The following is a 20,420-nucleotide window of genomic DNA, read 5'->3' as shown; positions in this document are numbered from 1 at the left end:
GGGCAAAACCAGATTTGACAACTTTTTAGAAAGTTGCCAAATCTGATAGTTACTAAAAACCATTTGCCAGCAATTCATCCAGGCGTTCATATCCCTCTGTTACACCACGTTCCATACCGCTTTTTACCATGCCATCTCTGTCTGCTACGGACTGGAACACAGACTGTATATGCACCCTTGTGCGGCCACCGGGCAGTTCCTCAAAGCGGGCAGTTTCCAGTGATACATGCCCGGGCTCAGGCATCCCTTCAAATTCAAATGTCTGGATAGTGCGCTCAGGCGCTTTTACTTCATGAAACACTCCATGAAAGCCATATGCATTGCCGTTTGTATCGGTATGCAGGTAACGGTAATGGCCATTACTCTTTGCTAAATACTGGTCTGCCTTCATGGTCATACCACGCGGTCCAAGCCATTGCACAATAAGATCTGGCGTGCTGCACGCCTTAAATACCAGTTCACGAGGCGCATCAAATTCGCGGGTGATGAACAGTTCCTGTTTGCCAGGTTCTGCTGTTACAGTTGTCTTGTTTGCCATTGTTTTCGATGTTGACAATTAGTAATTATTTGTTGTTGTAAGCGTCCTGTAATGTTTGAATGTCCATCTTGTTCATTTTCATCATGGCCTTCATAGCCCTGTTAGCTCCAGCGCCATCAGGACCGCCAATAAGGCTGCCCAGCTTACTCGGTACTATCTGCCAAGACAAGCCAAACTTATCTACCAGCCATCCGCAGCGCGATTCTTTACCGCCATTTGCCAGCAGCTTTTCCCAATACTCATCTATCTCTGCCTGAGTATCGCAACTCACCGACAACGAGAATGATGGATTCAATTCATACATAGGTCCGCCATTGAATAAGATAAGCGTCTGCCCTTCTACTTCTACCGTCGCAGACATAGGATTACTACCCAGCATTTTTGAATTCTTAAAAATGGAAGTGTACAGTTTTGCAGCATCTTCAGCCTTACCATTGTACCACAGAAATGGTGTGATCTTTTGCATGTTATTTGGTTTTATTGTGAGTGAATTATTATTGTTTGAGTCGCTGATTTTCTGAATAGTAATTACCGTGTAACTATTTCTTCTTTCTTGTCTTGATGCCGCTACCCTCGGCTTCGTCCCGCTTCATGGTCTCCAGCAGCATATCCAGCTTACTGAAACGCTCTTCCCACATAATACGATATTGTTCTATCCACTTAGACACTTCATTAAGTGGCTCCAGCTGTATCTCGCAATAGCGCTCCCTACCCTGCTGCTTCATAATAATGATGCCGCACTCGGCAAGTATCTTTATATGCTGAGATATAGCAGGACGGCTCACGTCGAACTTGTCGGCAATAGCATTAAGGTTTAGGCTTTGGTGAGCCACCAGGTTAATGATCTCTCTGCGTGTAGGATCGGCTATCGCCTGGAAAACGTCTCGTCTCATTTCCATAATGTAAGCATTTACTTACACAAATATAAGCGTAAGTATTTACTTACACAAATTATTTTGTGAAAAAGTTAATTCCAACCCGATACTTGCTCAAATATGAAAAAGCAACTAACAAATCGATACCTTTGCATAAATGAATACGACATTAAGTATCAAAAACGTGGAGAAGATATCCAAGGCATTGGGTGATCCTTACCGTTTGAAGATAATGGAAGCAGTGAAGAAGCAAGACTGGATGCCATGTTGCGAGATACTGGGTATGATAGACCTGGCACAGAGTACAGTATCGCACCACATAAAGCAATTGGTAGATGCTGATCTGCTGGTAAGTGAAAAAGACGGACGCAATATGCGATATACTGTAAACAAAGAAGTTGTAACAGAGTATGTCAATTTTTTGAACCCATTTAAGGACTAAAAAAATTTTATTAACATAAATCGATAGTTTTCGATTATTCGATTTATCTCCCCTATCTTTGTGTAAGAATTATGTTTGAAGTAGCAATTATTACATCGATACTTTTAGGATATTGGATGTTTTTTGGTACTAAAGCAGGACTGAAAAGGAACAGCAGACCTAAATACATCTAAATATTTCTATAAATAGATATAAAATGAAACAGATAAATTTTGACACTAGCTGAACAAGGCTTCCAGAACTCAAAGAGACCCGAGGCGAGTGTCGTGGTCCGATGCCGCCCAGCATGATACTCGGGGTGAATGTAAAAAGGATAAAACAATTAAAGTTTCAATTATAACAATCAATAAAAAACTACAAAATGAAAAAATTGACTAATAAAGTAGCAGTAGTAACCGGTGGTAACAGTGGCTTAGGTTTATCAGCAGCAAAATTATTTGCTGAGCATGGCGCTAAGGTGGCTATAACAGGACGTAATAAAACAACAGTAGATAGCTCGGTAACCGAGATAGGCAATGGTTCTATTGGCATTGTAAGCGATGTCTCTAACCTTAAAAACATAGACACGCAGTATACGCAGATCAGCGAAAAGCTGGGAAAGATCGATGTGCTGGTCATTAATGCAGGTGTATATAATGCAGCACCACTAGCCGACTACACCGAAGAAATGTTTGACCAGGTATCGGACGTCAACTTCAAGGGAGTGTTCTTCTCTGTGCAGAAAGCGCTCCCCCACCTCAATGATGGCGCATCAATCATCATTACCGGTTCTGCCGCTGCACATAAGGGTTTTTCAACAATAGCTGCCTATTCAGCTACCAAAGCAGCGGTGCGTAACCTGGCCCGAGGCTTCTCTACAGAACTGATGGACAGAAAAATAAGGGTAAATGTATTATCTCCCGGCCCTATTGATACACCGATCTTTGACAGAAACGGACAAACACCCGAAGAAGTTGCCGCAACCAAAGGATACTTCACAGAAAGCGTGCCTGTAAAACGCATGGGCACCAGCAGCGAGATAGCAGAAGGCTTCTTGTATCTGGCATCAGATGACTCGCGCTATATGGTGGGCGGTGAGTTGCTGTTGGATGGTGCTATAAGCACCCTTTAGTTTCATCAATGAACAGGCCGGAAATTACCGGTCTGTTCATCTTTTATAAGAACATAATCATGAAAGGCAAAAATCTACACTGCACAGGTCAGGTCTATGTAAGGCAATTATTGAAAAGGTTGGTATATGGCACACCCATGAGGTGTGGACCATCTGGTACTGCAAACTATTCGGTACCCGAATACCCGATTGTTTATGAACGGGAAACAAAACCAGTCATCCATAAAAGAGAGGTGCAGGAAGTGGTGTTTTAAATTTACCTAACAACAATCCCATGTGTACATTACTTTCGAAAAATCTTTTTTCGCGAGGTCATCGGGATGTATAAAAAAATTACCTACTCCGGAGTCACCCCACATAATATGTTCATCAGTGTCTATCTGCAATAGCAACAGATAGTCTTCTGTCTCTCCGCTACGTGGATCCCCCTGCGTAAAAAAAGCATAGCCGCCTATCTTATGGCCGGAGAGTTGAAAGTTGCTCCACATATACCCTTCCAATTCCTTGGTCAGTTCAGGATACTGCTCGACAACTGCTTCTATGTCAAACTCCCCTACTCTTTTCTCATACCTGATATCACCAAACCCCACGTACTCGTCAGTGGCAGAAAAACGCAGTGCATGTGGCTTATACACCGGATTCATATCATTATGCAGGGCTTCTTCAAGAAAAGAAAAATCGGTCATTGAGTCCTTTATAACATCATCCTCTAAGTAAAGCACCCTGAAATTTTTCTGCAATCTCAGATCATCAAAGTCCATACCATACAGGTCATCAAAGGCAGATATGTAAAACTGAAGATAGCCTGACGATGGATAGCCTGCCAGTGGCGGCACTTCACTGAAATTGATCTGTGCAAGTGGATACATGTAGCGCCCCTCTTCATCTTTAGGATATTCATAACCGGCAGGCAGATAAGGATAATGGCCAAACTTGCTTTGAGTAAGTAACACATCATCGCTTGCAGTTGCCTTTATGGTAATGCATTGTTTTTTTGTCTCTTTAATTTTATCCCACTGTTCGGCAAAAGCCCTTGGCATTACCATTCCCGGTGCTACTTCAACACCTTCCAGGTAATCGATTTCATCCTTTGTCGTCTTTTGCATGGGCTCGATTGGCTCTGTTACTTTTTCTGGTGACGATGTACCATCTTTCTTACCAAATAGAAAATCAAACAATCTCATAGCGATGCTTTTTCAAACACCAAATTACTATGAAAATAAATAGGTTTCTGTCTTTTTTCTACACTGCTAATGCCTGATAAACTGCGTATACACAACAGTGCTCCCTATCCTATACAACAACAGCAATACGAACACAGCCATTAGCGCCAGCCCATAGCGTTCTATTGGTCTGTGGCGGATGGAGAGGATCATAAAGATGCTGCCTGCAATAAGGTTGTAGAGAGCAAGTGAGTTAAGGCTCAAGAGTATATTCCAATAGTCTGTTAGTGCGCCTGAGGAAAAAAAGATGACGATAAAGAAAGAAATAACATTGAGAGAAAAGACTACAAAAAACGGTCTGCGCGTAATATTTACCAGCAGAAAAGAAGATCTGTTCATAGCAGTGCGTATTAGTTAATAATACAACGTCTGCTGCTAAGATTTTATTATTAGAGTTACAAATATCATTTCCAGAACTGCCACCACTTGCGTTGAGTAGATGGCGTAGGCGCTGTAACAACACGCCGGGTGCTGTTATCCCTGTAGTATTCTTCCCCTTCATCCCCGATCAAACGCGCACCAAGTGCCTGCGCTATTTCATACATCTTACTGAGTATCTCATCGTCGGGGTTCTTCACATCAATATTCCCCTCCTCGTAGCTAAACCATGCACGGCCGCCGCCAATACCGTTGCGGGAGTATTTAGTCCACACAGACAGTCCCTCGCTGATCACACCAAAATTTTCACCTGATGTGGTTTTGACAAAGGCATGGTCATCCTGACGCATATCGTTATCCTGCGCAACATAGGCCACCCATTCTTCCATGGTTATGAACAGTTCGGGTACTTCATCATACCACCCCTCCTGCCTTGTAATATGTATGTTGTAGCCCATTAAATTGCCCGCATCTTATTGCCCTTGGCCTCATGCGTCACTTCTGCAAGTCCCAGCTTTTCCATAAGCGGGGGCATATACATACCAAAGCGGCCACGCAGTCCTTTCTTCATGCCATACCAACCACCAACAGGATTGCTTTCGGAGCGCCCCCAGGCTTCTACTGTAACGTCTTTAGCAGGTTTCTGCTCATCTGCGCTGCCCAGTTCCATCCAGTCGCCGTGCTTTTTAAGCATCGTGTGCAGGTCTTTAATGGCGTCTATGTTGTAGTGCAATACTGTCTTACCAACCGTGCATACCAAAATTTCCTTACCATCTTTCTCATCTACATGCATAGTATATTCGGAGCTGAGCGGTGGCGTCTGCAACAGCATTGGGTTTTCTTTAGTACCTATTTTGTTCTTCATACAAGTATATTATATAAGTTAGAAAATTGCTTTTGATGAACCTACCAAAGATAACAATTCTTGCTTAGGTCCGACCTCCGGCATACTTGCCTTTAATTGCTGCTGAAAATTCTTAAACAAAGGTAGCTCCAATAGAATGCACTCATCCTCATCAGATTTGAAGAAGGCAGTGTGAGTAAATGATTTATCATCACTGCTAACACACACGTGATAATTGATGCCGGGAACATTCATTTTCTGTAGTTCACTCATTACAGCAGAAATATTGGCCTTGTTGGTTACGGAATAAACTGCATTGGTGGTGTACGTTACTCTTACAATTTTCATGTTGTTGCTATTTGATAATTATGGTGAATGAAATAATGCTGCTTACTTTTTAAGATTTTGAATTGCCTCTGCTTCTTTCTTAAGATCGGCCGTGAATTGTTCAAAAGATCTATCGAAAGGAGGAATGTGCTTTGAATAAAGCGGGAACATGAAACCTCCTATTTTTTCATTCATTGAAAATGTAAGTGCGCCATCTCCGTTGTTAACAAGTGTATATATCCTTATGCCCTGGCCATCTCCCCATACCAACCGCTTTTGCGGGTACATTTCCTTTATCTTTAGTTTGAATGTCCTCTTAGCGTCGAGGGTAGATATCAACTTTATTTGCTCCCCTTCCGCTATGTTGCCGTCTATAGAAACAACGGTTGAGTTCCATCGAGGGTAGTCTGAAGCACCGGTGAGCAGCTTCCATACTATTGCAGGATCTGCCTTGATAATTGCGGTTACTACTGTGCTGCGACTGAATGTCTTCTTCTCTGTTGTGGCCTTAATGTATTGTGCCAGTGATGATGTTATTGCCATGATCGTAAAAATTGCTACTAAACGTTTTATTTATTCCCTTTAAATTTTGACGATTGGCAGGTAAAAAACGATAGTCGAAATGGCAATTATTTACACATATTTTTCCATTACATTTCTATTATGCTCAAGATGATGCAATTGAAGTTCTGCTGCACCCGATTCAAAAGGATTGATATTCTGTATGATCTTCATTCTCAGGTCAAACAAATGCTCCTTATCACCTTTATCTGCCTCGCGGGCCATTTCTATTTTTACCACCTCTTCCTGAAATTTTTGCTTAGGGTTGAATACGCCATTCAACTCAGAGCACTGGTGGCAAACACCTTCTTTATTTATGATGGCACAGCGATTATCGAATATGCCTATCATCTTGGCCCTGCCGGTGTGGAGATAATATTTGACCATTGCCTCGGTAACCCCGAGTATCCGCTCTATCTCACTTACCTTAAACTCGTAAATCTCTTTAAGAAATAAACATAATTGCTGCTCCAGAGGTAATGATTTGGAGATGCATGTAAAGCAAAATGTAATATGCTCCTTTATCTCAAATGTACCTTGTGGCGATGTAGCCCTTATCTGCATAGCCTCGTTGAAGAAGCCCTGATGGCTCATTGCCTCCTCGCGACATATATCGGTAACGTTCTCTACCCAGCGCTTTTGTGCCCTTAAGTTGTCTTTGGCAAGGTTACAAGCAATAGTGAACAGCCATGTTTTTAAAGAGGACTCGCCCCTGAAAGAACCGAGCTTTTCGAGGCCCTTTATGTAAGTGTCCTGCACAATATCTTCTACATCCTGCACACTTGCCGTAATGCGCAATAAGTAAGATTTCATAGGGGCAGATACAGCCTTGAACTCCTCGTTAAATAATTCAGTGGTCATGTTTTTATAAGTGCTAATAGTTCTCAAATCTAACAAAGAAAAAACAACTAAAGATGAGGTACTATAACAACTTAATATTTCAATGGCACGAAATTGCACACCGTCATTTGTCCAACTAATTAAAATCAATTACATTTTATGGAAGAAATAATAATTATATGCATCATAGGTGCAATAGCGGGCTGGGTAGCGGGAGTAATCGTCAATTCCTATAGCGGGAGTATTCTCCTCGATATTGTAATAGGTATAGTTGGCGGATTTGTCGGATATAAGTTGTTCAGCAATCTGTTCAACCTCACTTCAAACCCATGGGTAAATAAGACATTGACGGCTACTGCTGGTGCAATAGTACTGGCATTGATCCTAAAACTATTGAGAATATTGTTCAAGCAGCGCAGAACGATAGGATGATTGCAACGCTAAGTATAGGGCAAAAAAAATCCGGATCATTTACATGATCCGGATGAATGGAGCGGAAGACGAGACTCGGACTCGCGACCCCGACCTTGGCAAGGTCGTGCTCTACCAACTGAGCTACTTCCGCGTCTTTAAAGAACTATTTCCCCTTTCGGGAGTGCAAAGGTAACGATAAAGGTTTACAAAACAAGTATTTAACGTACGGATTTGATATATATTTTTGAGGAATTTCTGTACACTTACTCTGGCAATTTAATCCTCTAGTTTAAATCTTACGGGCTGTGTGTACCACACCTCTACCAGCTCATCATCCATAACCCCAGGTACCCACTTGGGCATAAGCCGCATAACCCTCATCACTTCCGCATCACACTCCTTTGTCAAAGATTTCGAGATCTTTAATTTCGTCACATTACCTTGCTTATCTATTACAAAAGTTGCAAAGACCCTACCCTGTACATAACCATCAAGTGCCTTTAGTGGATAGTGAACATTAGCTGCCAGAAATTGTGGTATACTGTAACTGGTGTAAGGCATTTGTTCAAAAGGTGTAAACTCTATGTCTTTACCATCTTTATCATAACACTCACCCGATATGGTAACACCTTTATCCAGCTGCTCGATTCTCTTGAGTTTCCCGTTTCGGTAGAAACTTTTTAGTGTTCCATCTCTTTTATCGGCCACCATATCTACATTGTACCATAGCTGCTTGCTATTTTCATAGTAGTATTTCCAAAGCCCTTCCTGCTTTCCTTCTACATATGATCCTTCTTCCTTCAGTTTACTGCTATCGGTGTAGGTCTTCCATAAGCCCACTCTTTTGTTATTGAGATACTGGCCATACTCATTTGGAGTGCCATTTTCATGATAAGACACGAAAGAACCTGTTCTCGATTCAGAATCCGGACTCACACAATGCCCATTCATCAACAGCCTGTCGTCACTCATCTTACGTTTTTCAAAACTGAACAAACCTGTGGAGTCTGGTGTGTAGACTATTTGATAATCGGCCAAACCTTTAGATGTTTGTCTATCAACGGTATCATAGTAAAAATATCTCTTTTTAGACTGGGCATTTACTAAAAGAGGCACTGACAGGAGGCAAAGGATAACCGAAATAAATACACTTTTCATAATGATCCAATTATTTGTTTCAAACAATAAATTAGTTAATAGCCTTCTTCTTTATATTCATTAAAAAATCCTTAGAGAACTCTACATTTTTGCCCTTCCACTTTACTGTTTGAGACTTGTCTGTAGGGTTTATGGTGATGGTTGTATTACCATCAGTTATCGGTATGGGCAGAGTAAATCCAGAAACCACTCCGGTAAATTTATAAGTAAGTTTTTTGTGTTTGATCTTGTACTCGAGTTTTGGAATGTTGGCCTGCCGAAGGTATTGGTTAAAGAAGGCCGTGAGATCGAGACCGGTTCGGGTAGCTATGTATGCTTCTACTTGTTGGGTTGTTACGGTCTGGTGGTAAAAATTTTTGCTCAATCCACGTAGTATCTGCCTGAATTTCTCGTCGTCGCCATTGGCCAGCACACGTATCATATGCATTATCGCTGCACCCTTGTCGTAGATGTCGTTAGATCCTTCTTCGTTTACCCCGTATGGACCGATCATCGGCTTATCGTTATCTATGTTGCGCCATTCACCCCGGCAGTATGCCTGCCCTTTTTCCTTGCCCAGCAGGCATTCAGCAAACAGCGATTCTGAATAGGTAGTTATCCCCTCATGTATCCAATTGTCGGCCATGTCTTTGGCGGTAACACTATTACCAAACCATTCATGCCCACTCTCATGGATAATGATATAATCAAATTTCATACCTATATCAGTGCCCGTGCGATCGAAGCCCATGTAGCCCATCTTATACTTATTGCCATATGCCACAGCGCTCTGGTGCTCCATACCGAGGTAAGGTGCCTCTACCAGTTTATAGCCATCTTCATAAAATGGGTAAGGACCCATCCAGTACTCAAAGCAATGGATCATTTGCGGTACAACTGCAAACTGTTTTCTTGCTCTGTCCTCGTTGTAACGAAGTACCCAGAAGTCGAGATTCAATTCACCATCTTCAGTATTTTCCCCTTCAAGTGTATCGTGCCAATGAACATAATCACCAATATAAAAAGACACATCATAGTTGTTGATCGGATTCTTCACCTTCCAGGTCCAACTAAGATATCCCGGAATGTCAGCTTTGCTAGTATCTACAAATCTACCGTTGCTTATTGCGGCTAATCCGCGGGGTACATCCAGGCATATATCCATACCATTATCCGGCTCATCCCACTGCGCGTCTTTACATGGCCACCACACACTAGCACCAAGCCCCTGACAAGAAACCGCTATCCAAGGCTTGCCAGTACTATCATGCTTCCAACTAAAACCGCCATCCCACGGCGGATTCACAGCCTTACGTGGGCTGCCATGAAAATAAACCATCAACGATCTACTTCGTAGACTATCAGGATCCTTTTTGTTAAGCTTTGAGAAATCGGATATGACCCACCATACATTGTTTTCTTTTTTGACTGATAATAATGTCCGATCTCTGTGAATATAAGTCGTGTAAATAGGATCTACTTTCAATCCTGGCCTTGCAGGCCGTTTTGATAACAAAGCATCGATTCTGTCTCTATTTGTACTATCAGTGTACTCCTCTATCAAAATAACACTATCAACAACCATTGGGTCCTGCAAATCTATTTGCATGGAATCTCTGGCGGTCTTCACAACAGAAAACTCTATATCACTGAACCCCTTTATTGACTGCCGCGCAGTATCAAAAGAAACTTGCAGCCAATACTTCTTCACATCCCACCAATCTCTCCCCCTGCCATTGCTGCCTCGGAGCGTATCGGCATGGGCAAAAGCAAATGTGGTATTTGCTGAGAGCAAATACCACATAGACAATATTATTAAAAGTACTTTCTTCATTATGGTTTCTTAAAATCCAGTAATTCAACATCGAATACTAATACCGCATTAGCTGGTATAGCCTGTGTAGGGCTATGTGCACCATAGGCAATGCCTGACGGTATATACAATGTACCCTTACCACCCTTTCCGAACATTGGTATACCTTCATCCCAACCCTTGATCACCTGGCCCTGACCTATAGGGAATTCCAATGGTGTTGTATGGTGGAAAGCAGAGTCAATGTTAGAATCGAACTTGCGGCCATCTAATGTCTTACCAGTATACATTACAGATACCTTGTCGCCTGCAGCTGGTTTTGCACCACCCTCTTTTGACACTGAATAGTACAGACCAGAGGCGGTTTTAGTAGCCTTGATATTGTTCTTAGCCAGATAATCAGTGATAAGCTTATCATCAAGATCAGCCTGGCTGGCAATGTTGGTGATCTCTACATCAAACACCAATACTGAATTAGCAGGGATGGTTGGGCTCCTGTCCTGGCTGCCATAAGCTAAACCAGAAGGGATATACAATACACCTTTACCGCCTTTGTTGAACAAAGCAAGACCTTCGTCCCAACCCTTGATCACCTGGCCTGCGCCCAATGTCAAAGTAAAAGGATCGGTGTGGTGAAACTCAGGATCGGTGTTAGAATCGAATGCCTTACCATTCAACAGTTTACCTGTGTAGTTAACACTAACACTCTGTCCTGGTTTTGCGTTTTCGCCTGTACCTTCCTTAGTTATAGAGTAGTAAAGACCTGAAGCAGTCTTCTTTGCATTAATGTTGTTCTGCTTAAAATAAGCCTGCATAGCTGCATCATCAATACCCTTCTGCTTGTCGTTGGCTGCCGATGCTGCCTTCTTGAAGTCAACATCGCTGACAGCAGATACCAATACAACTTCATACACCAATACATCACCTTTCTTCATGCCCGGCATCATCTGCTTGTTCTGATTGAGCAAAGAATCTACCGGCAACCTCATAATAGCGCTATCACCAGCCACCATCTTCATAAAGCCTTCAATAGGGTCTCCCTTAAAGTTTGGTGGTTGCACCTGGAAAGGAACTGGTTTGCTTGCGTTCATTTTACGTGAATCGAACATAGTGCTATCTTTGATATGCACATGGATATGCATCTCCAGATGATCGCCTACACCCGGGTGTTCAGTACCTGTACCATGCTTGGCCACCTTAAACAGCAAGCCGCTTGGGAGCTTGGTAAAACCAGATACATCTTCTTTAGAACTCTTAGTTACTTTAGCCGTAGGCTTTGCAGTAGCAGCTTTTTTCTGCGCAACACAGATAGTGCCTGCTGCCAGCATTAAAGATAAAAGGGCAACTTTTTTCATTTTTCTGATTTGTATTAATTTATTTAGGTTTAAATGCTATTTATTACTCGGGACATCCGCTAAAAAAGCAGAGAACGGTGCAATATAGTAATTATTTCACGTCAGTTATTTCCATTTCAAAAATCATAACAGAATTTGCAGGAACCGCTTCAGAGGGAGAGTTCGCACCGTAAGCCAGTCCTGAAGGCACATATAGCGTTGCCTTTGTGCCTTTCTTCATTAATTTCAAACCCTCGTCCATACCGGGAATTACCGCGTTGGTACCCACTTCCACATCAAAAATTGACACGTGCCCAAACTTAGGATCTACATTAGAATCGAAAACCGTACCATCCAATAGCTTACCGGTATAGTTAACTGATGCTTTCTTTCCCGCAGTGATCAGGTCTCCCGTACCTTCCTGTTGAATAGTGTAATAAAAACCTACGGGAGATTTTACCGGCTGTAGCCTGTTTTTGGTAAAGTACTCCATCATCAGCAATTCATCGGCCAGTACCTGACGGCCGGCAGCAAGGGCTTGTTCCTTTTCCATTTCCTCTTTGTTCCTAACCGAGAGCACAGACACTTCATAAATGAAATAATCTCCGTCTTTAGCAAATGGCGGCAATGGCTGATCGGCAAAGTTCTTTCTTAGTGTGTCTACCGATACCCGAACAATAGCGCTATCGCCGGCTGAAAGCATGGTGAAACCCGCTACAATATCGCCGGAGAATTTAGCTTCGGCAATAGGCAACACCACCGGCTTGCCATCGTTCATTATCCTGCTGTTGAGTATGGTAGAGTCTTTAGAGTTGCCTTTTCCTACTTTCCAGATGATGTTGGCTTCCACCACATCGCCCAACTTAGCAGCAGGGCCCGCTACATCTTTAATGATCTTGTATTCTATACCATGGGCACGTTTAAATGCAGCTGCTATTGGCTTAACCACAGGCTTGGCAGCCTTTTGCTGAGATAGCCCTACAAATGGCGCGGCACAAAACAACAGGAAAAAAGTATACTTCATAATTATAATCAGTCTGAGTTCATTTAAACGGCTAAGAAGCCAAGATCATTCACAAGTATTATTTTACATCTTTAATTTCCATATCAAAAATGAGTATGGCATTAGGTGCTATCGGACCATTGCCGTGATCGCCATATGCGAGCCCTGAGGGAATATACAAAGTGCCTTTAGTACCCTTCTTCATTATCAGCATACTCTCATCCATACCAGGTATGACCATTGCCTTACCCACTTCGAACTTTAAAAGATCCTTACCTACATTAGAGTCGAACGTTTTACCGTCCATGGTCTTGCCGGTATATATTATTGATACAGTTTTGCCCTTGGATATGTTAGCACCGGTGCCGGGTGTCTTGATCGTATAATAGACGCCGGAAGGTAATTTTTTAGCAACAATATGCTTGCTTGCAAAATAGGCTTTCAATTGCCTTTCATCTTCTTCTGCCTGTTGAGCTGCTTTCTTTTGCTCTGCCTTTTCCGCGTCAGCCTTACTCTTAACCGATATCATTGATACTTCATAGATGTAGTACTCTCCCGGTCTGCCAAACGGCGGCATTGGCTGTCCATTCAGATTCTTCTTCATAGAATCGACAGAAACACGAATAACGCCACTGTCTCCTGCTGACATTAAAGCAAGGCCGGTAGACATATCGCCTCTAAACTTAGCAGGCACCAATGGCATAGTTATAGGCCTGCCATTGTTCATTTTACGGGTATCTAATACAAGGCTGTCTTCTGAAACGCCATCGTTTTTGCCGACCTTCCACAGGACGTTCATTTCCAGAATATCCGATTCCACGGCATTCTTACCGGGAACATCTTTAACCATCTTGAACTCAATACCATCGGCATAACTGAACGCCTGTGTGGCATTTTGCTGCTGGCAGAACCCTGAGCATGGTAATGCTAAAGCCAATAAAAAAATAGCCTTTGTCATAATTTACGATGTGGTTTATAAAACACCAATAATTTCAATTTCAAAAACAAGTATGGAGTTGGCAGGAATACCATCTACTGCTTTGGCGCCATACCCCACCCCGGATGGGATGTAGATGGTAACCTTTGAGCCATACTTCATCTCCAGCAATGCAATATCCATGCCCTTTATTACTTCGCCTAGTCCTGCATGAACTTTTAACGGTTCTTTGCCAACATTAGCGTCGAAGGTAGTACCATCTAGCAGCTTGCCGGTATAGAACATAGTTACACCCTGGCGTTTATGGATATGCGGTCCTGATCCCGGCTTTTGCACGACCATATAGACACCTGATGCCAGCGGCTTCGCCTTGATGTTATTAGCAGTGAAATAGTCTTGTAAAGCCTTATCCTCTTGTTGTGCCAATGGTGCCGATTGCCCAAAGACCAACACAGAAAATAACAGGAAAACAGATGTCAATAGCGTTTTCATAAAAAAGAGCAACGTTCCTAAAAGAAGAAACTACACCTGCATTTACAAAATATAAATACCGGTGTAGTTCTTAATATTATAAAAAGGATAACTAATTACTTCTTAGCCTTTGGCGCTTCCTTTGGCTGAGATGGCATTGGTTGTTCCATCTGCATTTCAGGTTTAGCGTCAGTAACGTCCTTAACTTCCATTTCGAAGATCAGGATCGCATTGTTAGGGATAGGACCCTGGCCATGATCGCCATAGGCCAATGCTGACGGGATATACAAAGTACCCTTTGTACCCTTCTTCATTATCTGCAGGCCTTCGTCCATACCTGGTATAACACCACCTGTACCAACATTTATTTTCAATGCATCCTTGCCTATGTTAGAATCGAAAGTCTTACCATCGAGCAACTTACCAGTGTACATGATAGAAGCGGTCTTGCCCTTAGCAATGTTCTCGCCTGTACCCGGAGCAGAGATAGTGTAGTAAACGCCTGATGGAGTTTTTTCAGCCTTGATGTTGTTCTTAGCAAAATATTCCTGCAGCAATTTCTCATCTACCTGCACCTGCTGAGCAGCTTTCTGCTGAGCTTCCTTTTCTGCTTCTGCCTTGCTCTTTACCGATACCATAGATACTTCATAGATGAAATATTCACCTTCCTTAGCAAAAGGAGGCATTGGCTGATCCTTCAGATTCTTCTTCAAAGAGTCGATAGAAACACGGATAACCGCGCTGTCACCTGCAGAAAGCAAAGCCAGACCAGCTGACATATCGCCTACAAACTTAGCAGACATCAAAGGCATTGTGATAGCCTTACCGTTGTTCATTTTACGGGTATCAACGATAACGCTGTCCTTAGACTTGCCATCGTTCTTACCTACTTTCCATACGATGTTCATTTCCAGCATATCGCCTTCCTGAGCATTTTTGCCGGGAGCATCCTTGATGATCATGTACTCGATACCGTTAGCTTTCTTGAAGCTTGAACCATTCTGGCAGCTAGCTGCACCTAAGATAACCGCGCCTAATAACGCTACAGGTAATATCCTCTTTATCATGTTTGTTTGTTTACTGTTTTCTTTTGTTGAGTATTTTTTATTTATCAGCCCGCAAAATTGAGCTTTTTTACTTAAATAGTATAACTTTTTAATTTTTTCAGGGGTGAATATCCGACAAAATTTTCTTAAAATTAGCAATTGTGTCCTTTAAGCTGGCTTTTGAGCGTCCACCGGAGGCATTAAAATGCCCTCCGCCCTCAAAATGTGCTCTTGAAAATGCACTTACATCAAAATCTCCTTTGCTGCGGAAAGATAGTTTTACCTCGTCATTCCGCTCGGTGATCAATGTTGCGAACCTGATATTGGCAATGCTCAGCGGGTAGTTGACCAATCCTTCTGTATCTCCACTCTGCGTGTCGAACATACCCATGTCTTTCCTTGACAAAGTAATGAGTGCAGCATTATACTCAGGAAATACCTCCATCTTCTCTGTTAGTACATAGCCTAAGAAACGCATGCGGCTTTCGCTCCAAGAATCGTAGATATGCTCGTGGATCTTAGAATGCTCCAGTCCATGATGCTTTAGGTTAGCGATCATAGAGTGAACACTGGCTGTAGTTATGGGGAATCTGAAAGATCCGGTATCTGTCATAACACCGGTATACAGGCACTCAGCTATTTGGGTATCTATAAGATCATTATCGTTGCACAGGTTGATAAAGTCATATACCATTTCACAGGTACTACTTTTCTCTGGTATGCTCATGCCGTAGTCCCAATAGGGTTTTGGCATAAGGTGGTGATCTAATAATATCTTAGGTTGCGTAGCGGCAGCCAAAGGCGCTTCCAAGTGCTTTGTACGGCTGTAGTCATTAAAGTCGAGGCAGAATATAAGGTCTACTTCTGTCAACAACTGCTGACAAACCTTTATTTGAGACTCATAATTATACAACTTATCTACACCCGGCATCCACATAAGGAATTCCGGCAGTTCGCAGGGAGATACTGCATAAACAGTATGCCCCTTCTTCACCAGGTAATGATACAGCCCCAACATACTACCTATCGCATCGCCATCCGGCTTATGATGGGTAGTAATAAATATCTTCTTAGGCGACTGCAGTAAAGGGAAAGCGTCTTGAATTGAGCGCATGTTTAAGTTAAAAGTCAAATGTTAAAATCAAAAAGTTGTTACCGCCAAATCTACATTTTTCATATGTTAGATTCTTACGGAGTGCAAAGGTAGGTAAAACATAGTGGATATAGAAGGTACACCAAAGGGGAAACTGCACGTGCCTTTTGAAAGAGGCAAAATGCTTAACTTTACACACTCATGGGAAAGGAAAAGACCATAAAGGAAAATAAGGAACTTCACGTAGTTGATAACCAGGAAAAGAAGCCCTATCTTACTAAGCGTATATTAATAAGTGCGGCTAAACAGGGTTTCAGAAAGGCGGCAGAAGAAACAATGAAGGTGATGGGCTACAATGTGATAGCCAGAGACGGATGGGTAATGAAGATATTCCCGGATGGTCGTACTGAAAAAATATCTCCCCTGGAGCCAGAAAATACCGACTATGATCTCGCCCTCGACTAATATCGGGCATCCTCCCAATCTTCGACTCAGAGTATTTGCCGGCCCCAACGGATCGGGTAAAAGTACCGTAATACAGTTCGTCAGAAATTCTAAAGTAAATGGCAAACCAATAGATTTTGGCATCTACATCAATGCCGATGACATAGCGCGGCAATTGCGCAATAACACCTTTACCTTCTCAGACTACGAGATCACTACCGATAAGAAAGAATTTACCGAAACCGCACGCTCATCGGGCCTTATTGGCAAACCCTTTAATGAGCAGATGTTTGCCCAGGCTTTTTATATAAGGAACAATGAATTAAAGCTGAAGAACTTCAAAACCGATGAGCGGCTTGCACAGATCATTGCCGATTTTCTCCGTAAGAAATTACTGAAAGAGCAACGCAAATTCTCGTTCGAAACTGTGTTCTCCCACCCGTCAAAGCTGGATATTATGCGGCAGGCCGTAGAAGCCGGCTACAAAGTCTATCTCTATTTTGTTTCTACCAGATCGCCGAAGATCAATAAATTTCGTGTGCTGGCGCGTAAAGCAAAAGGTGGACATGATGTGCCGCCTGACAAGATAGAAAGCCGATACTATCGCTCACTCGACCTTTTATTCGATGCATCGCAGATTGCTTATCAGGCGTTCTTCTGGGATAACTCAATTAATGGCAGTGAGGCAAAGTTGTTCGCTCATTTCAAAAAGAATGGCAATAAAAAAGCGTGGGATACTATTAATAAGAATGACGTACCCAACTGGTTCAGGGAATATTATTCTAAGAAGGTGGGTGGTGTAAAGTAGGAACCGGAAAAGCAATTCTTCCTATCCCGGCAATTTGTGCAAACCTTCATAATATCACATCTCTACCTGGTCAGCGTACTTCTGATACGGGTGTAATTCGGGTAAGTCATATAATCCAATATAATTTGGCTGTTGGAGAATGTGCCTGTTCCTGCGGTATATGAGTAAGCTGCGGTGATCGCATCTGTAATAACTGTACCTGTTAAACCATTAAGATGGCAGTGTATGGTGCGGCCGGAGCGGTTTACATTTACCTGATTGGGGCCTGCACGGGTTATGGTTGCTGAATAAGTACCTGTGAGAAATGCATTAGAGCTGGAATCATGGCAGGTCCAGGCACCAACAAGTGGTATACCTAAATCTGTACCGGACACCAGGTTAAACGTAAAAGTTTGGTCTTTGCGATATAAAGCTGAGCAACGTAATTTGATAGGATAGCTGCCTGATACCGGTAATGTAGATGTCACTGTAAACCGGAAAGAGTCTGTTGTTTGTACAGTTATAGATGTCGGCGTTATGGTAACCCCGGCAGGTAAATTTACCGGAACCACCGTGATATCCCCTTCGTCTGCATCGCCAAGGGTAAAGGCAACATCGGTGGTATTGACCGCATCGTTGGTAACAAGGTAGTCGTGCAGATTATTCAATTGATAAGGTGCGGTAGCTCTTATGGTATCGGCCGGTCCTTTTTTGCAGGAGTAGAAGAATAGCAAAGCGAAGGGAGCAATCAGCAGCAATTTTTTCATGCAATATTGGCTTTTTGCTTTAAAGATAATATACGAAATGTGAATATTCACCATGATGTTTAAAAAATCAACTGGCTAATAATGCAAATTGAAACCGGCTGCTGTGATGGCCCCGATGTGCTTTAGTTGCCCTTGTAAGAATGACAATTAGATTTCCAACATTTTAACTTTTACTTTTTTATTTTTAAATACCTTTGCCGCACAAAATCAAAGAATAATATGTCCAATCGTACGTTTACCATGATCAAGCCTGACGCTGTGAAGGCAGGTAATATAGGTAACATCTTGCAAATGATAACTGATGGTGGTTTCAAGATCGTAGCAATGAAATATCTGCACATCACCACTAAGCAGGCTGAAAAATTCTATGAAGTTCACGCTGGCCGTCCATTCTATGGCGAATTGACTCAGTTCATGAGCAGCGGTCCAATAGTAGCTGCTATCCTTGAAAAGGAAAATGCAGTAGCTGATTTCCGTAAGTTGATAGGCGCTACCAACCCTGCACAGGCTGAAGAAGGTACTATCCGTAAAAAATACGCTACATCAATAGGTGAGAATGCAGTTCACGGTTCTGATAGCGATGAGAACGCTCTGATAGAAGGTTCTTTCTACTTCAGCGGACTGGAGCAATTCTAATTTTTTGAGTGACATAATAAATTAAATAGCGGGAAATTGTATAAGTTGCCCGCTTTTTTTTACATTTGCAACATAAAAAAACAAACTTTACAATGGGAAGAGGCGATAAACGTACTAAAAAAGGTAAAATAGCAATAGGTAGCTTTGGCAAATCACGTCTTGCTCGTGCTAAGAAAGTAGCAACAGCAGCACCGGTTGCAGCAAAAAACTAAAAACATTCGAAATGTAATTTGAGGCCGTACTTTGTAAAATGTACGGTCTTTTTTTGACTTAAATTTTTGCATAATGAGTGTTTTTCATAATAAGGATATTTCAGGTTTTAGCTTTCTGGTAACCGGCGGTGCCGGCTTTATCGGTTCGCATATTGTTGAGTATTTACTCACCAATGGCGCAGGTAAAGTAAGAGTGCTGGACAACCTGGCAACAGGCTCTATCGATAATGTCAATCTGTTTCAAAGCTATCCTCAATACGAATTTATGGAGGGCGATATACGGGATGCCACAACATGTGACAAGGCATGTGAGGGTATTGACTATGTTACGCACCAGGCAGCACTAGGCTCTGTGCCCCGTTCGGTGAAAGACCCGGTTACCAGTAACGATGTGAATGTAGGTGGCTTTGTAAACATGATCACTGCGGCTAAGAACGCGGGCGTAAAGGCTTTTGTGTATGCATCTTCATCGTCTGTTTATGGCGATGAGCCTAACCTGCCTAAGCGTGAAGACAGAACCGGCAATCTACTATCGCCTTATGCGGTTACCAAGATGACCAATGAGTTATATGCCAATGTATTTCATAAGCTTTACAACATGAATGTTGTTGGCCTTAGGTACTTCAATATATTCGGACCAAGGCAAGACCCTAACGGACCTTACGCAGCAGTAATACCTTTATTCGTAAGCGGCATTATGGCCAAGACACCCGTTTACATAAATGGTGATGGCATACAGACGCGTGACTTTACATACGTAGCAAATGCAGTGCAGGCCAACATTAAAGGCATGCTATGCGAAAATCCGGAAGCATTTGGTAAGGCATATAATATTGCTGTAGGCTTCAACTTCTCGGTAAACTTCCTATACGAATCTATCAGAGATATGCTGGGTGCTACTCACGAGGCAACATACAGAGAGCCACGTGCAGGTGATATTCATGATAGCCTTGCCAATATATCAAGAGCACAGACGTTATTAGGCTACCACCCTACTACCGAGTTCCTGGACGGTTTAAAAATAACGGTTGACTTTTTTAAGAGCAAGTAGATAATTAATTATCATTTTTCGGGCGTTACAAACTAAACGCTCTTGCATCTGCGATACGATCGCGGAAAAGTGATGATCATAAGAAGTAAAAATGCCGGACACTATAAGATGTCCGGCATTTTTTATTTCATGTTTT

The 20,420-nt window shown here is 42.4% G+C and carries 28 protein-coding genes and 1 tRNA gene; 9 read left to right on the top strand and 20 right to left on the bottom strand.

Annotation, left to right across the window (positions count from 1 at the left end; all coding sequences use genetic code 11):
* Positions 1-52: 52 nt before the first annotated feature.
* From CJD36_RS01595 to CJD36_RS01585, 3 genes are all read right to left on the bottom strand, one after another.
* Complete coding sequence (locus CJD36_RS01595; protein ID WP_105037353.1) at positions 53-538, bottom strand: SRPBCC family protein; 486 nt, start codon at positions 536-538, stop codon at positions 53-55.
* A gap of 25 nt (positions 539-563) precedes the next feature.
* On the bottom strand, positions 564-1,004 hold the full coding sequence (locus CJD36_RS01590) for a VOC family protein (RefSeq protein ID WP_105037352.1): 441 nt from the start codon (positions 1,002-1,004) through the stop codon (positions 564-566).
* A 73-nt stretch (positions 1,005-1,077) separates the two neighbouring features.
* Positions 1,078-1,431 carry an ArsR/SmtB family transcription factor gene (locus CJD36_RS01585; protein WP_105038028.1) on the bottom strand — a complete coding sequence of 118 codons (354 nt, stop codon included), beginning with the start codon at positions 1,429-1,431 and terminating at the stop codon, positions 1,078-1,080.
* Between the two features lie 139 nt (positions 1,432-1,570).
* On the opposite strand from CJD36_RS01585, the gene CJD36_RS01580 reads away from it, so the two are divergent.
* The 3 genes from CJD36_RS01580 (at position 1,571) to CJD36_RS01570 (ending at position 3,220) form a co-directional block, all read left to right on the top strand.
* Positions 1,571-1,855: an ArsR/SmtB family transcription factor gene (locus tag CJD36_RS01580; RefSeq protein ID WP_105037351.1), complete on the top strand. Its 285-nt coding sequence runs from the start codon at positions 1,571-1,573 to the stop codon at positions 1,853-1,855.
* A 361-nt stretch (positions 1,856-2,216) separates the two neighbouring features.
* Positions 2,217-2,966, top strand: coding sequence for an SDR family oxidoreductase (locus CJD36_RS01575; protein ID WP_105037350.1), 750 nt, complete (start codon positions 2,217-2,219; stop codon positions 2,964-2,966).
* Between the two features lie 8 nt (positions 2,967-2,974).
* Positions 2,975-3,220, top strand: coding sequence for a hypothetical protein (locus CJD36_RS01570; RefSeq protein ID WP_105037349.1), 246 nt, complete (start codon positions 2,975-2,977; stop codon positions 3,218-3,220).
* A 6-nt stretch (positions 3,221-3,226) separates the two neighbouring features.
* On the opposite strand, the gene CJD36_RS01565 is transcribed toward CJD36_RS01570, so the two are convergent.
* The 7 genes from CJD36_RS01565 to CJD36_RS01535 form a co-directional block, all read right to left on the bottom strand.
* Positions 3,227-4,150 carry a YwqG family protein gene (locus CJD36_RS01565; RefSeq protein ID WP_105037348.1) on the bottom strand — a complete coding sequence of 308 codons (924 nt, stop codon included), beginning with the start codon at positions 4,148-4,150 and terminating at the stop codon, positions 3,227-3,229.
* A gap of 66 nt (positions 4,151-4,216) precedes the next feature.
* Positions 4,217-4,528, bottom strand: a complete 312-nt coding sequence (locus CJD36_RS01560) for a hypothetical protein (protein WP_105037347.1) — start codon at positions 4,526-4,528, stop codon at positions 4,217-4,219.
* Between the two features lie 65 nt (positions 4,529-4,593).
* Positions 4,594-5,025 carry a hypothetical protein gene (locus tag CJD36_RS01555; protein ID WP_205685536.1) on the bottom strand — a complete coding sequence of 144 codons (432 nt, stop codon included), beginning with the start codon at positions 5,023-5,025 and terminating at the stop codon, positions 4,594-4,596.
* A complete protein-coding gene (locus CJD36_RS01550) occupies positions 5,025-5,432 on the bottom strand; it encodes a DUF6855 family protein (protein WP_105037346.1) in 408 nt (135 codons plus the stop codon). Before CJD36_RS01550 ends, CJD36_RS01555 begins: the two co-directional genes overlap by 1 nt.
* Before the next feature lie 18 nt (positions 5,433-5,450).
* Entirely contained in the window at positions 5,451-5,759 is a 309-nt protein-coding gene (locus tag CJD36_RS01545) for a hypothetical protein (protein WP_105037345.1), read from the bottom strand.
* Between the two features lie 42 nt (positions 5,760-5,801).
* Positions 5,802-6,281, bottom strand: a complete 480-nt coding sequence (locus CJD36_RS01540) for an SRPBCC domain-containing protein (RefSeq protein WP_105037344.1) — start codon at positions 6,279-6,281, stop codon at positions 5,802-5,804.
* Between the two features lie 90 nt (positions 6,282-6,371).
* A complete protein-coding gene (locus CJD36_RS01535; protein ID WP_105037343.1) occupies positions 6,372-7,160 on the bottom strand; it encodes an RNA polymerase sigma factor in 789 nt (262 codons plus the stop codon).
* A 138-nt stretch (positions 7,161-7,298) separates the two neighbouring features.
* Between CJD36_RS01535 and CJD36_RS01530 the strand changes: the two genes are divergently transcribed.
* Positions 7,299-7,571 (top strand): GlsB/YeaQ/YmgE family stress response membrane protein, encoded by a 273-nt coding sequence (locus CJD36_RS01530; RefSeq protein ID WP_105037342.1) that lies wholly within the window; start codon positions 7,299-7,301, stop codon positions 7,569-7,571.
* Between the two features lie 57 nt (positions 7,572-7,628).
* Here CJD36_RS01530 and CJD36_RS01525 read toward each other — a convergent pair.
* The 9 genes from CJD36_RS01525 to CJD36_RS01485 all read right to left on the bottom strand — a co-directional run bounded on the left by CJD36_RS01525 (position 7,629) and on the right by CJD36_RS01485 (position 16,408).
* A tRNA-Gly gene (locus tag CJD36_RS01525) sits at positions 7,629-7,704 on the bottom strand.
* A 125-nt stretch (positions 7,705-7,829) separates the two neighbouring features.
* The gene (locus tag CJD36_RS01520) at positions 7,830-8,711 is read right to left on the bottom strand and encodes an energy transducer TonB (protein WP_105037341.1); all 882 of its coding nucleotides are present in this window, start codon (positions 8,709-8,711) and stop codon (positions 7,830-7,832) included.
* A 31-nt stretch (positions 8,712-8,742) separates the two neighbouring features.
* On the bottom strand, positions 8,743-10,524 hold the full coding sequence (locus tag CJD36_RS01515) for a M1 family metallopeptidase (RefSeq protein ID WP_105037340.1): 1,782 nt from the start codon (positions 10,522-10,524) through the stop codon (positions 8,743-8,745).
* A complete protein-coding gene (locus tag CJD36_RS01510) occupies positions 10,524-11,858 on the bottom strand; it encodes an FKBP-type peptidyl-prolyl cis-trans isomerase (RefSeq protein WP_105037339.1) in 1,335 nt (444 codons plus the stop codon). The genes CJD36_RS01515 and CJD36_RS01510 overlap by 1 nt, the downstream gene beginning before the upstream one ends.
* Before the next feature lie 91 nt (positions 11,859-11,949).
* Complete coding sequence (locus CJD36_RS01505; protein WP_105037338.1) at positions 11,950-12,861, bottom strand: FKBP-type peptidyl-prolyl cis-trans isomerase; 912 nt, start codon at positions 12,859-12,861, stop codon at positions 11,950-11,952.
* Positions 12,862-12,919: 58 nt separating this feature from the next.
* Positions 12,920-13,798 (bottom strand): FKBP-type peptidyl-prolyl cis-trans isomerase, encoded by an 879-nt coding sequence (locus CJD36_RS01500; protein WP_105037337.1) that lies wholly within the window; start codon positions 13,796-13,798, stop codon positions 12,920-12,922.
* A 15-nt stretch (positions 13,799-13,813) separates the two neighbouring features.
* Complete coding sequence (locus tag CJD36_RS01495) at positions 13,814-14,269, bottom strand: FKBP-type peptidyl-prolyl cis-trans isomerase (protein ID WP_105037336.1); 456 nt, start codon at positions 14,267-14,269, stop codon at positions 13,814-13,816.
* A 95-nt stretch (positions 14,270-14,364) separates the two neighbouring features.
* Entirely contained in the window at positions 14,365-15,315 is a 951-nt protein-coding gene (locus tag CJD36_RS01490; protein ID WP_105037335.1) for an FKBP-type peptidyl-prolyl cis-trans isomerase, read from the bottom strand.
* Positions 15,316-15,412: 97 nt separating this feature from the next.
* Positions 15,413-16,408 (bottom strand): DHH family phosphoesterase, encoded by a 996-nt coding sequence (locus CJD36_RS01485; RefSeq protein ID WP_105037334.1) that lies wholly within the window; start codon positions 16,406-16,408, stop codon positions 15,413-15,415.
* 180 nt (positions 16,409-16,588) lie between these two features.
* Between CJD36_RS01485 and CJD36_RS01480 the strand changes: the two genes are divergently transcribed.
* A complete protein-coding gene (locus CJD36_RS01480) occupies positions 16,589-16,852 on the top strand; it encodes a hypothetical protein (RefSeq protein ID WP_105037333.1) in 264 nt (87 codons plus the stop codon).
* Complete coding sequence (locus tag CJD36_RS01475) at positions 16,833-17,639, top strand: toxin (protein ID WP_105037332.1); 807 nt, start codon at positions 16,833-16,835, stop codon at positions 17,637-17,639. Before CJD36_RS01480 ends, CJD36_RS01475 begins: the two co-directional genes overlap by 20 nt.
* 62 nt (positions 17,640-17,701) lie before the next feature.
* Here CJD36_RS01475 and CJD36_RS01470 read toward each other — a convergent pair whose 3' ends face one another.
* Positions 17,702-18,385 carry a hypothetical protein gene (locus CJD36_RS01470; RefSeq protein WP_133162439.1) on the bottom strand — a complete coding sequence of 228 codons (684 nt, stop codon included), beginning with the start codon at positions 18,383-18,385 and terminating at the stop codon, positions 17,702-17,704.
* Positions 18,386-18,604: 219 nt separating this feature from the next.
* Between CJD36_RS01470 and CJD36_RS01465 the strand changes: the two genes are divergently transcribed.
* From CJD36_RS01465 to CJD36_RS01455, 3 genes are all read left to right on the top strand, one after another.
* Positions 18,605-19,021, top strand: a complete 417-nt coding sequence (locus CJD36_RS01465) for a nucleoside-diphosphate kinase (protein WP_105037330.1) — start codon at positions 18,605-18,607, stop codon at positions 19,019-19,021.
* A gap of 92 nt (positions 19,022-19,113) precedes the next feature.
* A complete protein-coding gene (locus CJD36_RS01460; protein ID WP_105037329.1) occupies positions 19,114-19,233 on the top strand; it encodes a 30S ribosomal protein THX in 120 nt (39 codons plus the stop codon).
* 73 nt (positions 19,234-19,306) lie between these two features.
* Entirely contained in the window at positions 19,307-20,284 is a 978-nt protein-coding gene (locus CJD36_RS01455) for an SDR family oxidoreductase (RefSeq protein WP_105037328.1), read from the top strand.
* Positions 20,285-20,420 lie beyond the last annotated feature (136 nt).

Origin of the sequence: Flavipsychrobacter stenotrophus, from assembly GCF_002954265.1 — a bacterium.
Taxonomy (GTDB): Bacteria; Bacteroidota; Bacteroidia; order Chitinophagales; family Chitinophagaceae; genus Flavipsychrobacter; species Flavipsychrobacter stenotrophus.
The sequence above is the reverse complement of the archived record's forward strand: the minus strand, read 5'-3'. Positions and strand labels throughout refer to the sequence as shown.

Bases quoted from the DNA above. Each gene is read 5' to 3' on its own strand.
- CJD36_RS01595 (WP_105037353.1), bottom strand. From the start codon at position 538: ATGGCAAACAAGACAACTGTAACAGCAGAACCTGGCAAACAGGAACTG.
- CJD36_RS01590 (WP_105037352.1), bottom strand. From the start codon at position 1,004: ATGCAAAAGATCACACCATTTCTGTGGTACAATGGTAAGGCTGAAGAT.
- CJD36_RS01585 (WP_105038028.1), bottom strand. From the start codon at position 1,431: ATGAGACGAGACGTTTTCCAGGCGATAGCCGATCCTACACGCAGAGAG.
- CJD36_RS01580 (WP_105037351.1), top strand. From the start codon at position 1,571: ATGAATACGACATTAAGTATCAAAAACGTGGAGAAGATATCCAAGGCA.
- CJD36_RS01575 (WP_105037350.1), top strand. From the start codon at position 2,217: ATGAAAAAATTGACTAATAAAGTAGCAGTAGTAACCGGTGGTAACAGT.
- CJD36_RS01570 (WP_105037349.1), top strand. From the start codon at position 2,975: ATGAACAGGCCGGAAATTACCGGTCTGTTCATCTTTTATAAGAACATA.
- CJD36_RS01565 (WP_105037348.1), bottom strand. From the start codon at position 4,150: ATGAGATTGTTTGATTTTCTATTTGGTAAGAAAGATGGTACATCGTCA.
- CJD36_RS01560 (WP_105037347.1), bottom strand. From the start codon at position 4,528: ATGAACAGATCTTCTTTTCTGCTGGTAAATATTACGCGCAGACCGTTT.
- CJD36_RS01555 (WP_205685536.1), bottom strand. From the start codon at position 5,025: ATGGGCTACAACATACATATTACAAGGCAGGAGGGGTGGTATGATGAA.
- CJD36_RS01550 (WP_105037346.1), bottom strand. From the start codon at position 5,432: ATGAAGAACAAAATAGGTACTAAAGAAAACCCAATGCTGTTGCAGACG.
- CJD36_RS01545 (WP_105037345.1), bottom strand. From the start codon at position 5,759: ATGAAAATTGTAAGAGTAACGTACACCACCAATGCAGTTTATTCCGTA.
- CJD36_RS01540 (WP_105037344.1), bottom strand. From the start codon at position 6,281: ATGGCAATAACATCATCACTGGCACAATACATTAAGGCCACAACAGAG.
- CJD36_RS01535 (WP_105037343.1), bottom strand. From the start codon at position 7,160: ATGACCACTGAATTATTTAACGAGGAGTTCAAGGCTGTATCTGCCCCT.
- CJD36_RS01530 (WP_105037342.1), top strand. From the start codon at position 7,299: ATGGAAGAAATAATAATTATATGCATCATAGGTGCAATAGCGGGCTGG.
- CJD36_RS01520 (WP_105037341.1), bottom strand. From the start codon at position 8,711: ATGAAAAGTGTATTTATTTCGGTTATCCTTTGCCTCCTGTCAGTGCCT.
- CJD36_RS01515 (WP_105037340.1), bottom strand. From the start codon at position 10,524: ATGAAGAAAGTACTTTTAATAATATTGTCTATGTGGTATTTGCTCTCA.
- CJD36_RS01510 (WP_105037339.1), bottom strand. From the start codon at position 11,858: ATGAAAAAAGTTGCCCTTTTATCTTTAATGCTGGCAGCAGGCACTATC.
- CJD36_RS01505 (WP_105037338.1), bottom strand. From the start codon at position 12,861: ATGAAGTATACTTTTTTCCTGTTGTTTTGTGCCGCGCCATTTGTAGGG.
- CJD36_RS01500 (WP_105037337.1), bottom strand. From the start codon at position 13,798: ATGACAAAGGCTATTTTTTTATTGGCTTTAGCATTACCATGCTCAGGG.
- CJD36_RS01495 (WP_105037336.1), bottom strand. From the start codon at position 14,269: ATGAAAACGCTATTGACATCTGTTTTCCTGTTATTTTCTGTGTTGGTC.
- CJD36_RS01490 (WP_105037335.1), bottom strand. From the start codon at position 15,315: ATGATAAAGAGGATATTACCTGTAGCGTTATTAGGCGCGGTTATCTTA.
- CJD36_RS01485 (WP_105037334.1), bottom strand. From the start codon at position 16,408: ATGCGCTCAATTCAAGACGCTTTCCCTTTACTGCAGTCGCCTAAGAAG.
- CJD36_RS01480 (WP_105037333.1), top strand. From the start codon at position 16,589: ATGGGAAAGGAAAAGACCATAAAGGAAAATAAGGAACTTCACGTAGTT.
- CJD36_RS01475 (WP_105037332.1), top strand. From the start codon at position 16,833: ATGATCTCGCCCTCGACTAATATCGGGCATCCTCCCAATCTTCGACTC.
- CJD36_RS01470 (WP_133162439.1), bottom strand. From the start codon at position 18,385: ATGAAAAAATTGCTGCTGATTGCTCCCTTCGCTTTGCTATTCTTCTAC.
- CJD36_RS01465 (WP_105037330.1), top strand. From the start codon at position 18,605: ATGTCCAATCGTACGTTTACCATGATCAAGCCTGACGCTGTGAAGGCA.
- CJD36_RS01460 (WP_105037329.1), top strand. From the start codon at position 19,114: ATGGGAAGAGGCGATAAACGTACTAAAAAAGGTAAAATAGCAATAGGT.
- CJD36_RS01455 (WP_105037328.1), top strand. From the start codon at position 19,307: ATGAGTGTTTTTCATAATAAGGATATTTCAGGTTTTAGCTTTCTGGTA.